Raw genomic sequence first — 17,656 nt, 5'->3', positions numbered from 1 at the left:
TAATTATTTATAATTCTTCTTTTCTATCATATAGTAAACTAATGGCACAACTAATAAAGTTAATACTGTAGATACTATTGTTCCTCCCATTAATGAGATTGCTAATCCTTGAAAAATAGGGTCAAATAGTATCACAAAAGCTCCAATAACAACTGTTCCTGCTGTTAGCAAAATTGGTGTTGTTCTCACTGCTCCAGCTTCAATACAAGCTTGTTTTAAAGGAACTCCTTCTGCAGTTCTTAGGTTAATAAAATCAATCAATAACACCGAGTTTCTAACCATAATTCCTGCTAAAGCAATCATTCCAATAAAAGATGTTGCAGTAAAAAATGCTCCCATAATCCAGTGTCCTAAAACAATACCTATTAAAGACAATGGAATTGCAACCATCATTACAATTGGAGCTTTAAAGTTTTGAAACCATCCTACAATTAAGATGTAAATTAAGATAATGGCTCCTAAAAAGGCGATTCCTAAATCCCTAAAAACTTCTAAGGTAATTTGCCATTCTCCATCCCATTTTACGGTGTAATTATCTTCAAAATCTGGCTGACCTAAATACATTTCGTTTAATTCATAACCTTTAGGTAATGGTGTTTCTTTTAGTTTTTCTTCCATTCCAAGAATTGCATATGCAGGACTTTCAAGTTCTCCTGCCATATCAGCCATAACGTAAACTACACGTTTTTGGTTTTTTCTAAAAATACTCTTTGCTGCTGTAGTTTCTTTTATATCAACTAGATCTGCAATAGGTACCATGTTTCCTTGTTTCGATTTTACTTTAAGTTGAGAAATATCAGAAATTGTAGACTTCTCTTTTTCGTCTAAAGCCAATACCAATCCTACTTGATTTACAGCATCTTCATCATATAAATTAGTGATAGCTCTGTTAGACAATGCCATATTCATGGTGTATGCTATTTGCTGAGGAACAACACCATATAGCATCGCTTTTTCTTTATTAATATCAAACTGATATTCTGTTTGATCTGCCTCAACCATCCAGTCAATATCTACAACATCATCGGTGTTTTTTAAAATATCTTGAACACTATTTGCTATTCTAATTTGCTCGTTATAATTTGGACCATAAACTTCAGCAACAATAGTCGATAAAACTGGTGGTCCAGGTGGCACTTCTACTAATTTAATATTAGCATTATACTTAGCAGCAATTTTTTGAATATCAGGACGCAATAACTTAGCAATTCCGTGACTTTGGATATCACGTTCACCTTTATCAATTAAATTTACTTGAATATCTGCCATATTAGATCCTCCACGTAAATCGTAATGACGAACCAAACCGTTAAACGTAATTGGAGCAGAAGTACCAACATAATTTTGATAGTTTACCACTTCTGGTCTTGTAGATAAATATTGAGAAACCTCTTGAGTAACAACTCCAGTTCTTTCAAGAGTAGTGCCTTCTGGCATATCTATTACCACTTGAAATTCATTTTTATTATCAAAAGGAAGCATTTTTACTGCAACAGATTTTGTAAAAAACAATACCATTGTTCCCATTAATACCAAAAAAGTTAATCCTAAAAATAGCCAACGTTTTGGCTTACTCTCTAATAAAGGACGTTCAAACTTGTTATATATTTTATAAATTAAAGTGTCTTCAGTAGGTTTTTCTGGTTTGTCTTCAGCTCCTTTTTTGTCTTTTTCTCTTAGAAAAATATAACCTAAATAAGGTGTAATAGTTAAAGCTACAAAAAGCGATAATATCATGGCAATAGATGCTCCAATTGGCATTGGTGCCATATATGGGCCCATTAAACCAGAAACAAAAGCCATAGGTAAAACAGAAGCAATTACCGTAAATGTTGCCAGAATAGTTGGGTTTCCAACTTCGTTAATAGCATATAATGCAGCGTCTTTAAAAGGTAAGCGTTTCATTTTAAAATGCCTGTGCATATTTTCGGCAATAATAATGGAATCATCTACTACAATTCCTGTTACAAATACCAAAGCAAAAAGAGTAATTCGGTTTAACGTATAATCAAGCATGTAGTAACTTAACAGCGTTAATGCAAACGTAATTGGAACCGATAAAAAAACTACCAATCCACCTCGCCAACCCATTGCTAACATAACCACAAGTGTTACAGCAAATATAGAACCTATAAGGTGTAATAATAATTCTGATACTTTATGAGAAGCAGTTTCACCATAATTTCTAGTGACTTCAACATGTACATCATCTGGAATTAAAGTAGCACGTAAATGGTCTACTTTAGTAATTACTTGCTCAGCAATTTTCATAGCATCTGCACCTTTTCTTTTTGCTGCAGAAATTGTAACTGCTGGATATTCAGATTTATAATCGGCCGATTTTTCTCCACCTTTTCCAAAACCTAAACTCACATAATTTTGTGGAATTTCTGGACCATCAATAATTTTTGCAACTTGTTTTAAATAAATAGGCTGATTTTGTTGTACACCAACCACCAAGTTTTCTACATCTGTAACAGATTCTAAAAATTTACCGGTGTTTACCAAAAACTCATTATCATTCTTATCAAAACTTCCAGAACTTAATTGGCTATTATTGGCCTTAATCATTTCAGAAACTGACAAGAAATCTAAACCACTAGAAGCCAATTTATCTTTATCTAAAACCACACGTAATTGACGGTTTCTACCACCAATTTTGTGCGTAATAGCAACGTCATTCACCTTTTTAATTTCTGCTTCTAACTCTTGAGCCATTTGGCTTAGTTGGTAATCGTCATAATTTTCACTCCACAACGTTAAACCTAACATTGGCACATCATCAATAGCACGCGTTTTAACTAATGGAAACGTAACACCTTGAGGCATTTGGTCCATGTGTTTATTAATTTCGTTGTATAATTTCACGAAACTACGTTCGATGTCTTCTCCAACATAAAACTGAACAATCACCATTCCTTGTTCTTTCATAGACGTAGAATACACATATTCCACGCCTTTAATATTCGAAATTAACTGCTCTAATGGTTTTATAACTCGAGACTCAACTTCTGTTGGGCTAGCTCCTGGATAGCCTACAAAAATATCTGCCATTGGTACATCAATTTGTGGTTCTTCTTCACGTGGTATTAAAAACGAACTATACACACCAATTACCATAAACACAATCATTAACAAGACTGTTAACTTAGACTGCATAAAGACTTTAGCAATTTTTCCTGCGATACCTTCTTTCATTATATTTTATTTTTTGGGCGTTTTAACAGGCTATCCATTACAATCTTTTTTTGCCATAAATGGCAACAAAAAAAGGATTTCCATTGCTATCCTTAACGCGGCTTTTTAATTATTGAATTGAAATTTTAACGCCATTAAATAGTTTTCCTTCAGCAGAAACAATGTATGCTTCATCTGCATTTAAACCAGATAATACTTCTACTTGATTTCCAAAAGTTCTACCCAAACGTAACCAGCGTAATAATGCTGTATTACTTTGACTTGGTGTATACACTCCAGATAATTGTCCATTAGTAATAATTGCTTCTGTTGGAATTAAAACTAATGTTGATTTTGCTTTTCTTTCTACAGGAAACTGAACTGTTGTAAACATTCCAGACAGAATTTTAGCTTCCGTTTTGTCTAAATCTATTTTCACTAAATATTGTCCGCCTGTATTTTTAGCAGAAGTACTTACCTCTGTAACTTTTCCTTTTATGGTTTTGTTAATAGATTTTACTAGTACATCTACAGTTGTTCCTTTTTTGATTTCAGAAATTTCTGTTTCAGGAATCATTGCCATCACTTCAAAATTACCTGGTGTTTCTATACTTATTAAAGGCACTCCTGGATTTGCCATATTACCAGCTTCTACATTTTTACTCGTTACTATTCCACTAAAAGGCGCTGTAATATTACTGTATGCAAATTGTGCGTTGATTTCGTTTTTCATTTGGTTTGCAGATTCAACTCGTGCTTTTGCCATTTCAAAATTTGCAATCATATCATCCATTTCTTTTTGTGATGCACTGTTATCTGCAAACAAGTTTTTAAAACGATTATAATCTTTTTGTGCATTATTATAAGCAGCTGTTGCTTCTGTTATTCCTGCATTTATTTGTGCTCTTTTAGCTTGTAAATCACTATTGTTAATAGAAACTAATAATTGTCCTTTACGTACTTTATCACCAACATTTACATGTACTTTATTTACATAGCCCATCATTCTGGTACTTAAATCGGCACTGTTACTTGCTTGAATTTTTCCGCTTACGCTTAAAAACGGACTATTACTATTTGCAGCTACTGGTCTCACTTTTACAGCAATTGCTGGTGAATTATCTACAACTGGTTTTTTGTCTTCGCTTCCACAACTTGCTAATAAAAGAGCTACAGAAAGTGTTAGAATTGTATATATATTTTTCATCTTAAAAATTATTCTTTAGTTAAAAATTGTAAGTACGCTTGTGAGTAATTGTATTCAAAAATGGTTTGATAATATTCTAATTGCTTTTGCGCATATTTTGTTTCGGCTATTAGTAAATCAGACGTTTTTTCTAGACCTTCTTTAAATCTATTAGTTCTAATTCTTAAAGATTCTTTAGATTGTTCTAAAGCTAAAGTGTTTAATTTTAGTTTGTTTTCGGCATCTAAAAAAGCACGTTTTGCTTTATTCAATTCTAAATTACTTTTAGATACATATTGCTTGTATTCTAATTTAGATTTTTCAAATTCCGCTTTACTTTTCTGGACTTTTCCAAAACGTTTAGAGCCTTGGAAAATGTCCCAACTTAGTTGAGCTCCAATTAAATATCCATTTGCACTTCCTTGAAATATTTTGTTGTCATACATTTCATAACTTCCAAAAGCATTTAATTTTGGTAAAAACGCCATTTTATCTGATTTATTCATCGCTTCATAAGCGTTTGAAGCTAATTGCATTGCTTTAATATCCGAACGATTTTCAGACACCATTTTATCTTCAATACTAAAAGTAGAAATCATTAATTTATCTGTTGGTTTGTAAACAACATAAGTTTTATCATTCATTAAAAACGATAAATAATTAGAAGCATTTTGCACATTGCTTTTTGCTGTTTGTAATTGATTTTGAACTTCAGTAACGCGTACTTCCACATTCAATACATCAGCTCGTTGGAGGTAGCCTTGTTTAAAACTATTATCTGCTAATTTTTTATTTGCATTTGCTGCTTCTAAGGCTTTTTCTAAAACAGCTACTGCTTTGTAAGCTAATTGTAATTGCATGTATGCTTTTTCTACTTCAAACGTCATAAAATCTTGTGTGCGTTCAGTTTTTAAAGACATAGCTTCCATTTTAGATTTAGCGGCTTTACGTTGATAAATACCATCTAAATTAATTAGTGGTTGTTGAATTTCAATCTTAGTTGCAAAATTTCTAGTAGTTGTTGGGTCATTTAACAATGCTGGATTAAAATCGTTTTGTGTTAAAATTTCTTGATTCAATTTAGAGCCAAAAGCCATTAACGGATTTGTAGTTGAAATTCCTGTATGACTTGCTGTAATGTTCGGTAAAAACACCGCATTTGTTTGTTTGTAATCTGCTTTTGCTACATTAAACTCTTGTTCAGAAATTTTAATACTTGTATTTTTTTCAGAAACTTGTTTTAAAACTGCTTTTTTAGAAATTGGTTTTATCTCTTGCGCTTGTAAAAACAATGTTCCTAAAAACAGAAAAAGTATAAATAGTGGATTTTTCATGTATCATTCAATTATCTGATACAAAGGTAAGTTGAGAATAAACATTGGTTTGTAACCTATGTTACAAGAAAAGAGAATTGTATTTAAAGAAGTAGCTAGTTAACCGTTTTTTTATTCATTTTTAAATACATTTTTTTAAGAAGAATGAGTCCTAACATTCCTCCTAAAAAGGATAAAATACAGTTTAACACAAATAGCCATTTATGAAATATTCCGTTTTCCATTATTGATTGTGGATTAAAACCTAATCTGCCAAAAGCCTTTATTATAAATATGCACCCAAAAACACCTGCAATTGTATTTCCAATAATACCAAACGAGTATTTCTTTGTGAAAAAACCAACACTAATTGCGCCAACTATTCCTATAAAAATACTAATTAATGAAATTAATGTTTCTGTCATTACAGTGTTGTTTAATGTCCATAATCCATATCATCAACCTTTCCACCTAACAATCTTTTTTGAATAATAGCGTAAATTACAAGCAGTATAAGACCAATAATTCCCCAGATAAAAGCTACAGATAAACCATAGTCTGATGTTGAAGTATTGTAAATGGTTAATGATTCATTTAAATCATTAATTGAAGGTAATATTACAGGAAATATAGATGCTAAAGAAGATGTAATTCCGCCTAAAATTAATAAAGTTGACAATAAAAAAGCCACATAATCTTTTTTTATTTTTTTAATAAAAAACAATCCTACTAGTCCTGTTAAATAAATAAGAGGAAATATTAATAGATACGGTTTGTCAACAAAATTATTTAAAGAATTAGGATTTACAATTTGCCAAACGGATAACGACAAAAAGGTAAGAATAGCCAAGGCGATATTCAATTTAAAAATAACTCCTTTTAGTTTTAAATTAATGGAAGAATTTGTTTTAAGAATGACCCAATTGGCACCATGAATAGTTAAAGTAACAACAGCTATTAAGCCAATTATAATTGTAAACCAATCAATAACTCCTGGATGTTCTGTTAACGGACTAAAGCTACTATTCCATAATGGCAAGAAAAAATAATGTCCTTCGTAAGCAGAAACACCATTTTCTACACCTCCTAGATTTACGCCTCTGATAATATTTCCTAAAGCAATACCAAAAAATAAAGCTAACAACAAACTAGAAACTCCAAAAGAAGTATCCCAAATATCTTTCCACATTTGGTAATTAAATTGATTTCTAAATTCTAATCCGATTGCTCTAAAAATAATTAACCATAAAACTAGTATTAAAGGCAAATAAAAACCACTAAAAACTGAAGCATAAAATGTTGGAAAAGCCATAAAAAGCATTCCGCCAGCAGCAACTAACCATACCTCATTAGAATCCCAAAATAAACCGGCAGATTTTGCAATTACCTGCTTGTCTTTTTCTTTTTTAGCGAAAAATAAATGGACGATTCCTGTTCCAAAATCATATCCATCTAAAATAAAAAATACTGCTAATACAAATGCTATAATTATATACCAAAATATTTCCATAGTTTAATGTTTTTGAAGTTTTGGACCTTCGTTAATTGTTTTACCTACTAATACTAAAAATAGCAAACCTAACAGCATATATAAGGCCACAAAACCAAGTAAGGTAAATAAAGTGTTACCAGATGAAACTGTAGGAGAAACTCCATCGCTTGTTTTTAATAAACCATAAACTAAATAAGGTTGTCTTCCTAATTCTGCGGTATACCAACCTGTAATATTAGCAATGTAAGGAAACGGAACTAAAAACATAATAAACCAAAGTAATGGTTTAAAAGTGTATAATTTTTTTCTCCATAAAAGGAAAAGCGCCAAAACCATTACACCTATAAATATGGTACCTAAACCAACCATTATGTGATAAGAATAATATAAAGCAGGTATATTATCTGGCAATTCTTCTTCTTTAAATTGATCCATTCCTGGTATTTGCTGATTCCAATCTTGGTGGGTTAAAAAGCTTAATATATTAGGAACCGCAATTTTATTGTCTAACTTTTTTTCTACCATATTAGGTTGCCCAATTAAAACAATTTCTGCTCCTGCTTCTTCAGTTTCAAAAATTCCTTCCATAGCAGCGAAAGTAGCTGGTTGATATTTTGCTACATTTTTAGCATTCCAATCTCCTGTAGGAAAAGCCACTAAGAGACTAGAAATTAAACCGAAAATTACGCCTGTTTTTAAGAATAATTTTCCATATTCTACTTGTTTTTTTCTAATAATATAAAAAGCTCCAATACTTGCAACTACAAAAGAAGATGTTACAACAGAGGCCATTTGATTGTGTAAAAAGGCAGGTAATAACCAAGGATTTGAAAATAATTCCGAAAAGTTTTCTAACACAAATTTCCCGTTTTCTAAAATCTCATAACCAACAGGATGTTGCATCCAAGCATTAGTAGCTAAAATAAACCAACCACTTGCCCAAGAACCTAAAAAGACTAAAAAACCAGTTAAAAAATGGAGTTTTTGTCCCATTAATTTTTCACCAAAAATAAAGAGTGCTAAAAAGGATGATTCTAAAAAGAATGAAAACATGCCTTCCATGGCTAAAGTCTGACCGATAATTCCGCCTGTTAATTCAGAAAACTTTGCCCAATTGGTACCAAATTGAAATTCCATTGGAATTCCTGTTACAACACCCATTGTAAAATTAACGGCAAAAATCTTCATAAAAAATTTTGCGGCATTGTTGTACTTTTCGTTATTGTTTCTTAAATATTTCCATTTAAAATAAACAATAATTAGTGACAAACCCATTGTCAATTGCGGAAATATATAGTGAAATGTGATAGTAAATGCGAATTGCAATCTATCGTAAAAGATCATGTCTTCCATATGGTATTTTTATCGACTATAAAAATACGAAGTAAATAACAATTTTTATGTAACCTTTATTACTTAAAAATTATTTTTTCTGAAGCATAACAAAACAACTCTTTTCCTTGCCTATTATGATAAGAATTATAACAAGGTTCCATTTTATTAATTGAAAAATAAGGTTCAAAATAAGAAAGATATTCTTTTTTATTTCCACCAAAAGGCGGATGATCATCGTTTAGTATTGCATCAAAAAGTAAACCAACTAATTTTCCTTTCGACTTTAAAACAGAATGCATTTTAGAAGCATATTTTGGTCTTAAATTAGGATTTATAGCACAAAAAAAAGTTTGTTCTATTACTAAATCAAAGGTAGTATTTAAATCAAAAAAGTTGGCATGTAATAATTGAGAATCTGGAAATTGAGGAATTCTAGTTTTAATATTTTCTAAAGCAATTTTTGATAAATCTATTACAAAAACATTTTTAAATCCGTTTTTAAACAGGTATTCTGCTTCATAAGAATTTCCTCCGCCAGGAATTAAAATTTTAGTTTTTTTATTTTCTAATTGATCAAAATAGGCCTTTAAAGGCGGAGAAATTGCGCCTAAATCCCAACCTGTTTTATTGTCTTTATATTTGTTATTCCAAAAATCTGCTGATAAGTGTATCATTACAGTTCTAAAACTTTAATGCTATTTCTAAAAAGTTGAATTTTACCTTCGTTTTCTAATTTTTTAAGAAGTCTAGAGATTACAACTCTAGAAGTGTGTAAATCGTCTGAAATTTGCTTGTGTGTTGTGGTTAATTCATCATTATTATTTACCATTGCTTTGTCTTTTAAATATTTAAAAAGACGTTTATCCATGTTTAAAAAAGCGATGGTATCTATTGCTTCTACAAATTCTTGTAATCTATTATGATAGCTTTGTAATATAAATTCTTGCCAGCTTTTATAAGTACTTAGCCAGTCAGTCATTTTTTGCTTTGGAATCATTAATAAAGACACGTCGGTTTCTGCAATAGCTTTAATTTTACTTTTTGTTTGACCCATACAACAAGATAACGTCATAGCACAAGTATCTCCTTTTTCTAAGTAATACAGCACTAGTTCGTTGCCTTCTTTATCTTCTCTCAATATTTTTATAGCACCATTTAATAATAGTGGTATAGAAGTAATATAACTTTCAAAGTCTATAATTGTACTGTGTGCTTTGCATTCCTTTAGAACAGCAATTTTGCTTATTTCATCCAATAAAGCATCTTCAAATAAATATCCGTAATATGTTTTTAAATCCTCTGTCAAAGTAAAATTGTTTTAATTTACTAATCCTTTTAGATCAGCAATTGTCTCTGTTGGATTTTCACTTTTAAAGACATAGCTTCCTGCAACTAAAATATTTGCACCAGCTTCTACCAATTGGTTAGCATTTTTATCAGTAACTCCGCCATCAATTTCTATTTGACAATTAGATTCTGAAAATTCAATTAAGTGTTTTAATTGACTTACTTTTTTGTAGGTGTTTTCTATAAATGATTGTCCGCCAAAACCTGGATTTACACTCATAATACACACTAAGTCTAAATCGGCAATAATGTCTTCTAAAACTGCAATTGGTGTGTGTGGATTTAAGGCAACTCCAGCTTTCATTCCAGAAGCTTTTATTGCTTGAACTGTTCTATGCAAATGTGTACAAGCTTCGTAATGTACTGTTAAAATATCTGCGCCTAAATCTGCAAAAGTTTGTATGTATTGATCTGGATTTACAATCATTAAATGCACGTCAATTGTTTTGGTGGCATGTTTAGATATTGCCTTTAAAACTGGCATCCCGAAAGAAATGTTGGGTACAAAAACGCCGTCCATGATGTCGATATGAAACCAATCGGCATCAGAATTGTTTACCATTTCTATGTCTCTTTGTAAATTGGCAAAATCTGCCGCTAAAATTGAAGGTGCAATTAAATTACTCATTTGTTTGTGGTTGTGTTGTTATTTTTATGTTGCAAAGATAATTAATTAGTATAGCAAGATTGAAAGGGAAGCAATAAAATTAATAAATATGTTTAGCCCTGATTGAACGGTTTGTTTGAGCTCTTTTTTGGTTGTTGAGGCGTAGTCGAAACACCAAAAAAAGCGAGTAGTGAAAGCAGGAAATAGCTTCAAATAAAAAACTCCCAAAAATTAATTTGAGAGTTTTTAAAGTTTTATTTATAAATATGATTACCCAAGGTAAGTCATTAAAATTCTACTACGAGAAGTGTGTTTTAATCTTCTAATTGCTTTTTCTTTAATTTGACGAACACGCTCACGAGTTAAATCGAATGTTTCACCAATTTCTTCTAATGTCATTGGTTGGTGTTCACCTAAACCAAAGTATAATTTTACTACGTCTGCTTCACGTGGAGTTAATGTCTCTAAAGCTCTGTTTATCTCAATACGTAAAGATTCGTGTAATAAAGATTTGTCTGGATTTGGAGATTCTCCTGAGTTTAATACATCATATAAGTTAGAGTCTTCTCCTTCAATTAATGGTGCATCCATAGATACGTGACGTCCAGAATTCTTCATAGATTCTTTTACGTCATTAACTGTCATGTCTAATTTCTTAGCAATTTCTTCTGGACTTGGAGGTCTTTCGTTTTCTTGCTCTAAGAAAGCGTACATTTTGTTAATTTTATTGATTGAACCAATTTTATTTAACGGTAAACGTACAATTCTTGATTGTTCTGCTAAGGCTTGTAAGATAGATTGACGAATCCACCAAACGGCGTATGAGATAAATTTAAATCCACGAGTTTCATCAAAACGTTTTGCTGCTTTAATTAAACCTAAGTTACCTTCATTAATTAAATCTGGTAATGTTAATCCTTGGTTTTGGTATTGTTTTGCAACAGAAACCACAAAACGTAAATTCGCTTTTGTTAATTTTTCTAATGCTCTTTGATCACCAGCTTTAATTCTTTGTGCTAATTCTACTTCTTCATCGGCAGTAATTAAATCTACCTTTCCTATTTCTTGTAAATATTTATCTAAAGACGCGGTTTCTCTATTAGTAACCTGCTTGGTAATCTTAAGTTGTCTCATATTCTTTTGTCTAAATTTATTAATTATTGCATAGCCTGCATTTACTTATACGTAAGGTTTTAAGTAAATGTTACAAAAGTTTTAATATTTTTTTAAATTTTTATCTTTTTTATTAAAGAAGTGTTAATTTTGATTCCTGAATGAATTAGATAAGTGACTTTTAACTTATTTAAGTGTCTAAATTTGAAACCAACTATACTAACAATTGAAAACGACTAATGCTACTTCATTAAGTGATGAAGACCTTGTCAAAGAAATAGTAGAAACAAATAATACACATTTGTTTGCTGTTTTATATGATAGGTATTCTAGCGTAGTATATAATAAATGTTACGGCTTTTCTAAAAGTAAAGAAGAGGCGCAAGATTTAACACATGATGTGTTTATTAGATTGTTTGTAAAACTACGTTCATTTAAAGGTAAATCTAAGTTTTCTACTTGGTTGTATTCTTTTACTTATAATTTCTGTGTAAATTATGTGCAAAGAAACACTAATAAGAAAAATGAAAAAGTTACTGTTGTAACTGATGTTATTAAAGATGAAGATATAAATGAGAACGAAATTGATGATGCCACATTATTTGAGTTAAAATCAGATAAATTAGCAAAGGCTATGGCGTTAATAGATCCACAAGATAAAATGATTTTATTGATGAAGTATCAAGATGATATGAGTATTCAAGAAATTCAGGAATCTTTAGAATTGGGCTCTAGCGCAGTTAAAATGCGTATTAAAAGAGCTAAGGAACGAGTAGTTAAAAAGTATGAAGAATTGTAAGTATGGAAAATCCGTTTAAAAAAATACTACATAACGAAGAAGTGCCACAGATACTTAAAGAAAAAGTATTAAATGATATTGGCATGATAAAACTTACCCTAGATTTAGCCGATTTATTTGTGGTTAAATATCCTAGTACAATAGGTGATCTATTGTCTGGTGGAGAAAAATCAAATTCAAAAGAAAACTAACCATAACATTAATATAATTAACCAAAACCAATTATTATGAAGAGCTTATTACTAAACTTAAAAATTGATATTATAGGTCCTTTTAAAGAAATTTTTGACAAACTTGTAGAATCTCTACCAACAGTAGCTGGTTTTATTGGTTTTATAATTGTTTCATGGATTTTTATTAAAGTATTTTTATATATAATCCGTAAAGCTTTAGCAAAAACAAATATTGATAAATGGTCAGAAAAATTAAGTGAGACTGAAATTTTTGGAGATACAACTATTAATGTAATGTTAACCAATGTAATTTTAGGTGTACTAAAATGGTTTCTTATTTTAATATTTGTAATGGCTGGTGCTGGTATATTTGGTATGGATACTGTTTCTAATGGTATTAGTAGCTTCTTTGCATATCTTCCAAGGTTACTAACAGCTTTAGCAATTTTTGTAGCAGGTGCGTATTTAGGTACAATGGTAAAAAAAGCGATAACTTCTATGTTTAAATCTTTAGAGATTTCTGGAGGAAACTTAGTTGGGAACATTGCTTTTTATTTAATAGTAATATTTTTATCAATTACAGCATTAGATCAAGCAGGTATTGATACATCTGTAATTAAAAGTAATTTAACACTTATAATTGGTTCTATTCTAGCTGCATTTACAATAGCATTTGGATTGGGTTCTAGAGGTGCTGTTGAGCGTTTGTTGTTTGGATATTATACTCGTAAGAACTTAGAAATTGGAAAAAAGATAAAAACTAACGATACCGAAGGTGTTATTATAAGTATTGATAATATTTGCTTGGTTTTGTTAACTTCTGAAGGTAAGGTGGTTATACCGATTAAAGACGTTGTGGATAGTAAGGTTGAAGTTTTAGATTAAAAAAAAACAATTTTATTGTGACTTTATATAATATAGCCGTGTCTTAATATATATAGAAAAAAGATAGGGCAAAAGTTTTGGGGGAAACTCCTATCTTTTAGAAAGGCTGCTTAATTGCAGTCTTTCTTTTTTATGTGACCTAATTATTTTTATTGGGTCTAATAAATAGCTATGAATAAGAAGAAGAAGGTAGAAAGTGAAAAAGTGATATTTTCAGGGATTTTTCTAATACTTTAGAAAATTAAAAAGGTTGCCAAATGGCAACCTTTTTTTTATTATTCAAATGCAAAGTGTAAAAATACGCCTCGCGTTCCCATGTAGTTTATTGGGTCTGTCCATTGACTTGGACTTGTGTCATCGTATTTTAATTCGTCTGTAATTGCAAATACACCACGAATTGATGGTGAAAATTTAAAGTATTGTAAATAAATATCGATTCCAATACCAACTTCATACATGAAATTACTAGATTTCATTCTAAATTCTCCACTAGTATTATCGTCTTGTTGATCTTCATTACTAGAAAAGTTATGGTCAAAAGATAATCCGCCTAAAATATAAGGTCTAACATTATCTAATCTGTCCGTGCTAAATTTTAAAATTACAGGCATGTGTAAAAACGTTGAGCCAACTTCCTCTCTTACTCTTTGAGCATCCGTACCTACAACATGATTAAAAGTTATGGTTTTTGTATTAGTCATTAATCCTGGCTCAAAACGTAGATTAATGTTCTTATGAAGTCTGTAATCTGCAATAAGACCAACATTAAAACCAATAGATGGTTCAATAATAACGTGTGGGTTATTGGTGGAAGAGTTAGGTCTATAGTCTAATTTAAAGTCGTTTCTGTTAAGTCCTAAGTAAAATCCGTAATGAAAACGAGGTTTATCAAAACTAGGTAAGTTCTCTATTCTATCTCTTTGAGCAAAAACATTGCCTATTATCAAAAGTAAAAAACCGAAAATTATAAATTGTTTCTTCATTGGTTATTTTGTGGCTGTATAAATTGATGCAACTCCAAAAGTTACAGGAATATCTTTCGTATTACTAAACCCATTTTTTTGTAAAATATTGTTGAAGGCTTTTCCAAAAGGAAAATGATTTGCACTTTCAGATAAATAAGAATAGGCTACTTTGTCTCTAGAGAAGATTTTCCCAATTACTGGCAAAACGATATTTGTGTATAATTTATAACCTTGTTTAAATGGAAATTTAGTTGGATTAGAGGTTTCTAAAATCACCAATTTTCCATTAGGTTTTAAAACTCTATTTATTTCGGTTAAACCTTTGTCTAAGTTTTCAAAGTTTCTTACACCAAAAGAAACCGTAATTGCGTCGAAAGTATTGTCTTTAAAAGGCATGTTTTCACTGTCTCCAACAATCATTTCTATTTTGCTTGAAAGATTTGCTTTTGCTATTTTTTGTTTACCAACTTCTAGCATTCCGGCAGAAATATCTAAACCAACAATACGATCTGGATTTAATGCTGCCATCATCATAGCTAAATCTCCAGTTCCTGTTGCGATATCTAAAATTTGTTTTGGATTATTTTCTCCAACCAATTTCACTACTTTTTTACGCCAGCTAACATCTATTCCTAAAGAAATTACACGGTTTAAGCCATCGTAATTTTCAGAAATGTTATCAAACATTTTAGCAACTTGCTCTTTTTTTCCTAAGTCAGAATCTTTATAAGGTTTTACCAATTTACTCATTCAAGGTTTATTTTATTTTGAAATTCAATATTACAGTAAACTGAAAACTGTTTACTGCCAACGGAATTACCCATTTATTGCAACTACTTCGTTAATTTTATTTGGTAACATTTCTTTTAACATGGTTTCAATTCCATTTTTTAAAGTAATGGTAGAAGATGGACAACCGCTACAAGCTCCTTGTAAAATTACGCTTACACGTTTACTCTCTTCATTATAAGATTGAAATGCAATGTTTCCACCATCAGAAGCAACAGCAGGTTTAATGTATTCATCTAAAATATCAATTATCTTGGCTGATGTTTCAGATAAATCTTCTTTAGAAACTATAATTTCTTTTTTTGATTCGTCTTGTTTTGGAAGTTCTTTTAAAATGGTTTTACCTTCTTGTAAATATTCTCTAATAAAAGTTCTTACTTCTCCGTAAACTTCATTCCATTCCACCATATCATATTTAGAAATAGAAACATAATTGTCAGAAATAAATACTTCTTTAACAAACGGAAAAACAAATAATGCTTGTGCTAGAGGAGAAGACTTACTTGCTTCATCAATATTCTTAAATTCAACATCAGTTTGTGTAAGTGCTTTGTTTGTTCCAAATTTCATTACTGAAGGATTTGGAGTAACTTCTGCATACACTTCAATTGCCTCTTTTTTGTTTGTTCTTTCTTCTTTTATTACTGTATTACCTTCTTGTAAATACGTTTCAACTTGTTCTCGTACTTCTTCTTGTACGTCACTCCATTCTACAATGTCAAAACGTTGAATTGCTATAAAGTTAGCTGTAACAAATATTTTTTTTACAAATGGTAAATAAAATAATTGTTGTGCTAAAGGCGAGTTTTTTGCCTCGTCTATATTGGTAAACTCATAACTACCGCCGTTTATTAAAATTGAATTACTTACAAATTTAATAATTGCATTGTTATTGGTTTCTTGTATTGTTATTTTAATGTCTTTCATCTTTAAGGAAAACTGAAATCAGCTAAATTTATTATATGCATTTTATAATGCAAAAGGAGTTGCAAAATTACGGTAAAAAACTGACTTTTAGTAATAAAAAAATCCCGCTATTGCGGGATTTTTTTTACTTTTTATTCTTTCTATAAATTAAAGGTTAGTGTACCTGTAATTCTTGTGTTGTTTGTATTTAATTCTATTGGACTAACTGTTGCGCTATTGTAGATTGAATATGGAGCGTTTACACCAGAATTTCTATAAGCTAAATCAAATTTAAATTTACCAAAGTTATATCCTAAACCAGCTGAGTATCCTTTTTTGTTATCGCTATCTAAGGCATCTTTTAAAGGGTTCTGTTCGTAATGATAACCAGCGCGTAAACTCATTCTGTCAAAACGCCATTCTGTACCAACGTTTACTGCGTGTGTTGCTCTATAGTCTGTTGAGAAACCTTGGTTTTCATCATTAAAACCATTACTTGTAAATTTAGTGTTAGAATAGTTTCGATATGTGTAATCTAAACTGATTAAACCTTGTTTGTCAAAGATTATAGCGCTACTTGCAGTAAGTTTGCTTGGTGTTCTTAATTGAAATGAATTTAATTCAAAATATTCAAAATCATCATCATTATATATACCATGTTGTTCAGATTCAATATCCATATATCCAATGTAATCTGGGTAGTTCTCATTGAATGGAATAATGTTAGAATCTTCTAATACTTCGTTGTACCAAGTTGGTGTTTCGTAGGCTAAACCAATTCTAAAGTTTTGGTGTAACTTGTATATGAAACCTAATCCAAGAGAAAAACCATTTGCTTCAATAGTGGTAATCTGTTCGTTAAAAGCATCTAAAGTGTTTCCGTCACCGTCTTGGTTAATTTCATTTAACTGAGTTGTTTGTCCAAACCTAATATCATGTATATTAACCGATGCCCCAACAAATAATTTATTTTCATGTGCAGCAGAAAATCCCATTGTAAACACACTGGATTCTCCATTTAAATAGTTTTCAAAACGTTGTTCTTGTGCGTTGTTAAATTCTGTTTGAGGATTAGCATTGTCATTAGGGTGTACATTATAGTAAGCTTCTCCGTTATTTCCGTCTACACCAAAATAATTTTCAAAATTATTTTTTAACCTGTAATTAAAAGATAATGCAAAATTACTCCACCCAGAGTTTGAGTTTGTGTCAAAAACTAGTATTCCACCTGCTTGTGAGATATTAAAATAGTCCTCTTCTGTATTAAATGTGGTGCCGTAATAACTTGCATTTACATCATTATTTTTGTTTCCCAATGTTACAGAAAACATACTATTGTTTGCAACCGCAGCACCTGCTGGATTTATTCCTATAGAAGAAACGTCTCCTCCTAATGCTCCAAAAGCACCGCTCATTGCGTTAAATCTAGAGGTTCCATAATTGTTGTCTTGTCCAAATAAAATTCCTAAATCATTATAACCTAAAGATTGAGAATAGGACGTGAAAGTTGTAGCGACAATTGCCGCGAATGTTAAAATTCTTTTCATGTTTTTGCTAATTCGTTTTACT

General features: G+C 30.7%; 17 protein-coding genes. 3 read left to right on the top strand and 14 right to left on the bottom strand.

Translation table 11 applies throughout. The annotated features are described in order from the left end of the window. Positions 1-3: 3 nt before the first annotated feature. The 10 genes from LPB136_RS07745 to LPB136_RS07700 form a co-directional block, all read right to left on the bottom strand. Positions 4-3,198, bottom strand: coding sequence for an efflux RND transporter permease subunit (locus LPB136_RS07745; protein ID WP_072555666.1), 3,195 nt, complete (start codon positions 3,196-3,198; stop codon positions 4-6). Positions 3,199-3,307: 109 nt separating this feature from the next. Then, complete coding sequence (locus LPB136_RS07740) at positions 3,308-4,384, bottom strand: efflux RND transporter periplasmic adaptor subunit (RefSeq protein WP_072555664.1); 1,077 nt, start codon at positions 4,382-4,384, stop codon at positions 3,308-3,310. 8 nt (positions 4,385-4,392) lie between these two features. After that, the gene (locus LPB136_RS07735; RefSeq protein ID WP_072555662.1) at positions 4,393-5,697 is read right to left on the bottom strand and encodes a TolC family protein; all 1,305 of its coding nucleotides are present in this window, start codon (positions 5,695-5,697) and stop codon (positions 4,393-4,395) included. A 95-nt stretch (positions 5,698-5,792) separates the two neighbouring features. Further along, entirely contained in the window at positions 5,793-6,101 is a 309-nt protein-coding gene (locus LPB136_RS07730) for a hypothetical protein (RefSeq protein ID WP_072555660.1), read from the bottom strand. A gap of 11 nt (positions 6,102-6,112) precedes the next feature. After that, positions 6,113-7,186 carry a cytochrome d ubiquinol oxidase subunit II gene (cydB, locus tag LPB136_RS07725; protein WP_072555658.1) on the bottom strand — a complete coding sequence of 358 codons (1,074 nt, stop codon included), beginning with the start codon at positions 7,184-7,186 and terminating at the stop codon, positions 6,113-6,115. A gap of 3 nt (positions 7,187-7,189) precedes the next feature. Continuing rightward, entirely contained in the window at positions 7,190-8,521 is a 1,332-nt protein-coding gene (locus LPB136_RS07720; RefSeq protein WP_072555656.1) for a cytochrome ubiquinol oxidase subunit I, read from the bottom strand. A 59-nt stretch (positions 8,522-8,580) separates the two neighbouring features. After that, complete coding sequence (locus LPB136_RS07715; RefSeq protein WP_072556950.1) at positions 8,581-9,174, bottom strand: methyltransferase domain-containing protein; 594 nt, start codon at positions 9,172-9,174, stop codon at positions 8,581-8,583. Between the two features lie 2 nt (positions 9,175-9,176). Next, positions 9,177-9,809 (bottom strand): Crp/Fnr family transcriptional regulator, encoded by a 633-nt coding sequence (locus tag LPB136_RS07710; protein WP_072555654.1) that lies wholly within the window; start codon positions 9,807-9,809, stop codon positions 9,177-9,179. 12 nt (positions 9,810-9,821) lie between these two features. Continuing rightward, the gene (gene rpe / locus LPB136_RS07705; RefSeq protein ID WP_072555652.1) at positions 9,822-10,478 is read right to left on the bottom strand and encodes a ribulose-phosphate 3-epimerase; all 657 of its coding nucleotides are present in this window, start codon (positions 10,476-10,478) and stop codon (positions 9,822-9,824) included. 249 nt (positions 10,479-10,727) lie between these two features. Continuing rightward, on the bottom strand, positions 10,728-11,591 hold the full coding sequence (locus tag LPB136_RS07700; protein WP_072555650.1) for a sigma-70 family RNA polymerase sigma factor: 864 nt from the start codon (positions 11,589-11,591) through the stop codon (positions 10,728-10,730). A 205-nt stretch (positions 11,592-11,796) separates the two neighbouring features. Here LPB136_RS07700 and LPB136_RS07695 point away from each other — a divergent pair, with 205 nt between their 5' ends. Genes LPB136_RS07695 through LPB136_RS07685 form a run of 3 tightly spaced genes read left to right on the top strand, consistent with a single transcriptional unit; the run spans position 11,797 to position 13,427 of the window. Next, positions 11,797-12,369 carry an RNA polymerase sigma factor gene (locus LPB136_RS07695; RefSeq protein WP_072555648.1) on the top strand — a complete coding sequence of 191 codons (573 nt, stop codon included), beginning with the start codon at positions 11,797-11,799 and terminating at the stop codon, positions 12,367-12,369. 2 nt (positions 12,370-12,371) lie between these two features. After that, positions 12,372-12,560 carry a hypothetical protein gene (locus LPB136_RS07690; RefSeq protein ID WP_072555646.1) on the top strand — a complete coding sequence of 63 codons (189 nt, stop codon included), beginning with the start codon at positions 12,372-12,374 and terminating at the stop codon, positions 12,558-12,560. 36 nt (positions 12,561-12,596) lie between these two features. Then, the gene (locus LPB136_RS07685; RefSeq protein ID WP_072555644.1) at positions 12,597-13,427 is read left to right on the top strand and encodes a mechanosensitive ion channel family protein; all 831 of its coding nucleotides are present in this window, start codon (positions 12,597-12,599) and stop codon (positions 13,425-13,427) included. 275 nt (positions 13,428-13,702) lie between these two features. On the opposite strand, the gene porT is transcribed toward LPB136_RS07685, so the two are convergent. The 4 genes from porT to LPB136_RS07665 form a co-directional block, all read right to left on the bottom strand. Beyond that, positions 13,703-14,410 (bottom strand): type IX secretion/gliding motility protein PorT/SprT, encoded by a 708-nt coding sequence (gene porT / locus LPB136_RS07680; RefSeq protein ID WP_072555642.1) that lies wholly within the window; start codon positions 14,408-14,410, stop codon positions 13,703-13,705. 3 nt (positions 14,411-14,413) lie between these two features. Then, a complete protein-coding gene (gene ubiE / locus LPB136_RS07675) occupies positions 14,414-15,142 on the bottom strand; it encodes a bifunctional demethylmenaquinone methyltransferase/2-methoxy-6-polyprenyl-1,4-benzoquinol methylase UbiE (RefSeq protein WP_072555640.1) in 729 nt (242 codons plus the stop codon). A 66-nt stretch (positions 15,143-15,208) separates the two neighbouring features. Then, on the bottom strand, positions 15,209-16,108 hold the full coding sequence (locus tag LPB136_RS07670; protein ID WP_072555638.1) for a NifU family protein: 900 nt from the start codon (positions 16,106-16,108) through the stop codon (positions 15,209-15,211). Positions 16,109-16,248: 140 nt separating this feature from the next. Then, positions 16,249-17,634 carry an OmpP1/FadL family transporter gene (locus LPB136_RS07665; RefSeq protein ID WP_072555636.1) on the bottom strand — a complete coding sequence of 462 codons (1,386 nt, stop codon included), beginning with the start codon at positions 17,632-17,634 and terminating at the stop codon, positions 16,249-16,251. Positions 17,635-17,656: the final 22 nt, after the last annotated feature.

It is taken from the genome of Tenacibaculum todarodis (assembly GCF_001889045.1).
In the GTDB taxonomy this organism is placed as follows: Bacteria; Bacteroidota; Bacteroidia; order Flavobacteriales; family Flavobacteriaceae; genus Polaribacter; species Polaribacter todarodis.
The sequence above is the reverse complement of the archived record's forward strand: the minus strand, read 5'-3'. Positions and strand labels throughout refer to the sequence as shown.

Bases quoted from the DNA above. Each gene is read 5' to 3' on its own strand.
- rpe (WP_072555652.1), bottom strand. From the start codon at position 10,478: ATGAGTAATTTAATTGCACCTTCAATTTTAGCGGCAGATTTTGCCAAT.
- porT (WP_072555642.1), bottom strand. From the start codon at position 14,410: ATGAAGAAACAATTTATAATTTTCGGTTTTTTACTTTTGATAATAGGC.
- LPB136_RS07720 (WP_072555656.1), bottom strand. From the start codon at position 8,521: ATGGAAGACATGATCTTTTACGATAGATTGCAATTCGCATTTACTATC.
- LPB136_RS07690 (WP_072555646.1), top strand. From the start codon at position 12,372: ATGGAAAATCCGTTTAAAAAAATACTACATAACGAAGAAGTGCCACAG.
- LPB136_RS07745 (WP_072555666.1), bottom strand. From the start codon at position 3,198: ATGAAAGAAGGTATCGCAGGAAAAATTGCTAAAGTCTTTATGCAGTCT.
- LPB136_RS07700 (WP_072555650.1), bottom strand. From the start codon at position 11,591: ATGAGACAACTTAAGATTACCAAGCAGGTTACTAATAGAGAAACCGCG.
- LPB136_RS07735 (WP_072555662.1), bottom strand. From the start codon at position 5,697: ATGAAAAATCCACTATTTATACTTTTTCTGTTTTTAGGAACATTGTTT.
- LPB136_RS07730 (WP_072555660.1), bottom strand. From the start codon at position 6,101: ATGACAGAAACATTAATTTCATTAATTAGTATTTTTATAGGAATAGTT.
- cydB (WP_072555658.1), bottom strand. From the start codon at position 7,186: ATGGAAATATTTTGGTATATAATTATAGCATTTGTATTAGCAGTATTT.
- LPB136_RS07685 (WP_072555644.1), top strand. From the start codon at position 12,597: ATGAAGAGCTTATTACTAAACTTAAAAATTGATATTATAGGTCCTTTT.
- ubiE (WP_072555640.1), bottom strand. From the start codon at position 15,142: ATGAGTAAATTGGTAAAACCTTATAAAGATTCTGACTTAGGAAAAAAA.
- LPB136_RS07665 (WP_072555636.1), bottom strand. From the start codon at position 17,634: ATGAAAAGAATTTTAACATTCGCGGCAATTGTCGCTACAACTTTCACG.
- LPB136_RS07670 (WP_072555638.1), bottom strand. From the start codon at position 16,108: ATGAAAGACATTAAAATAACAATACAAGAAACCAATAACAATGCAATT.
- LPB136_RS07740 (WP_072555664.1), bottom strand. From the start codon at position 4,384: ATGAAAAATATATATACAATTCTAACACTTTCTGTAGCTCTTTTATTA.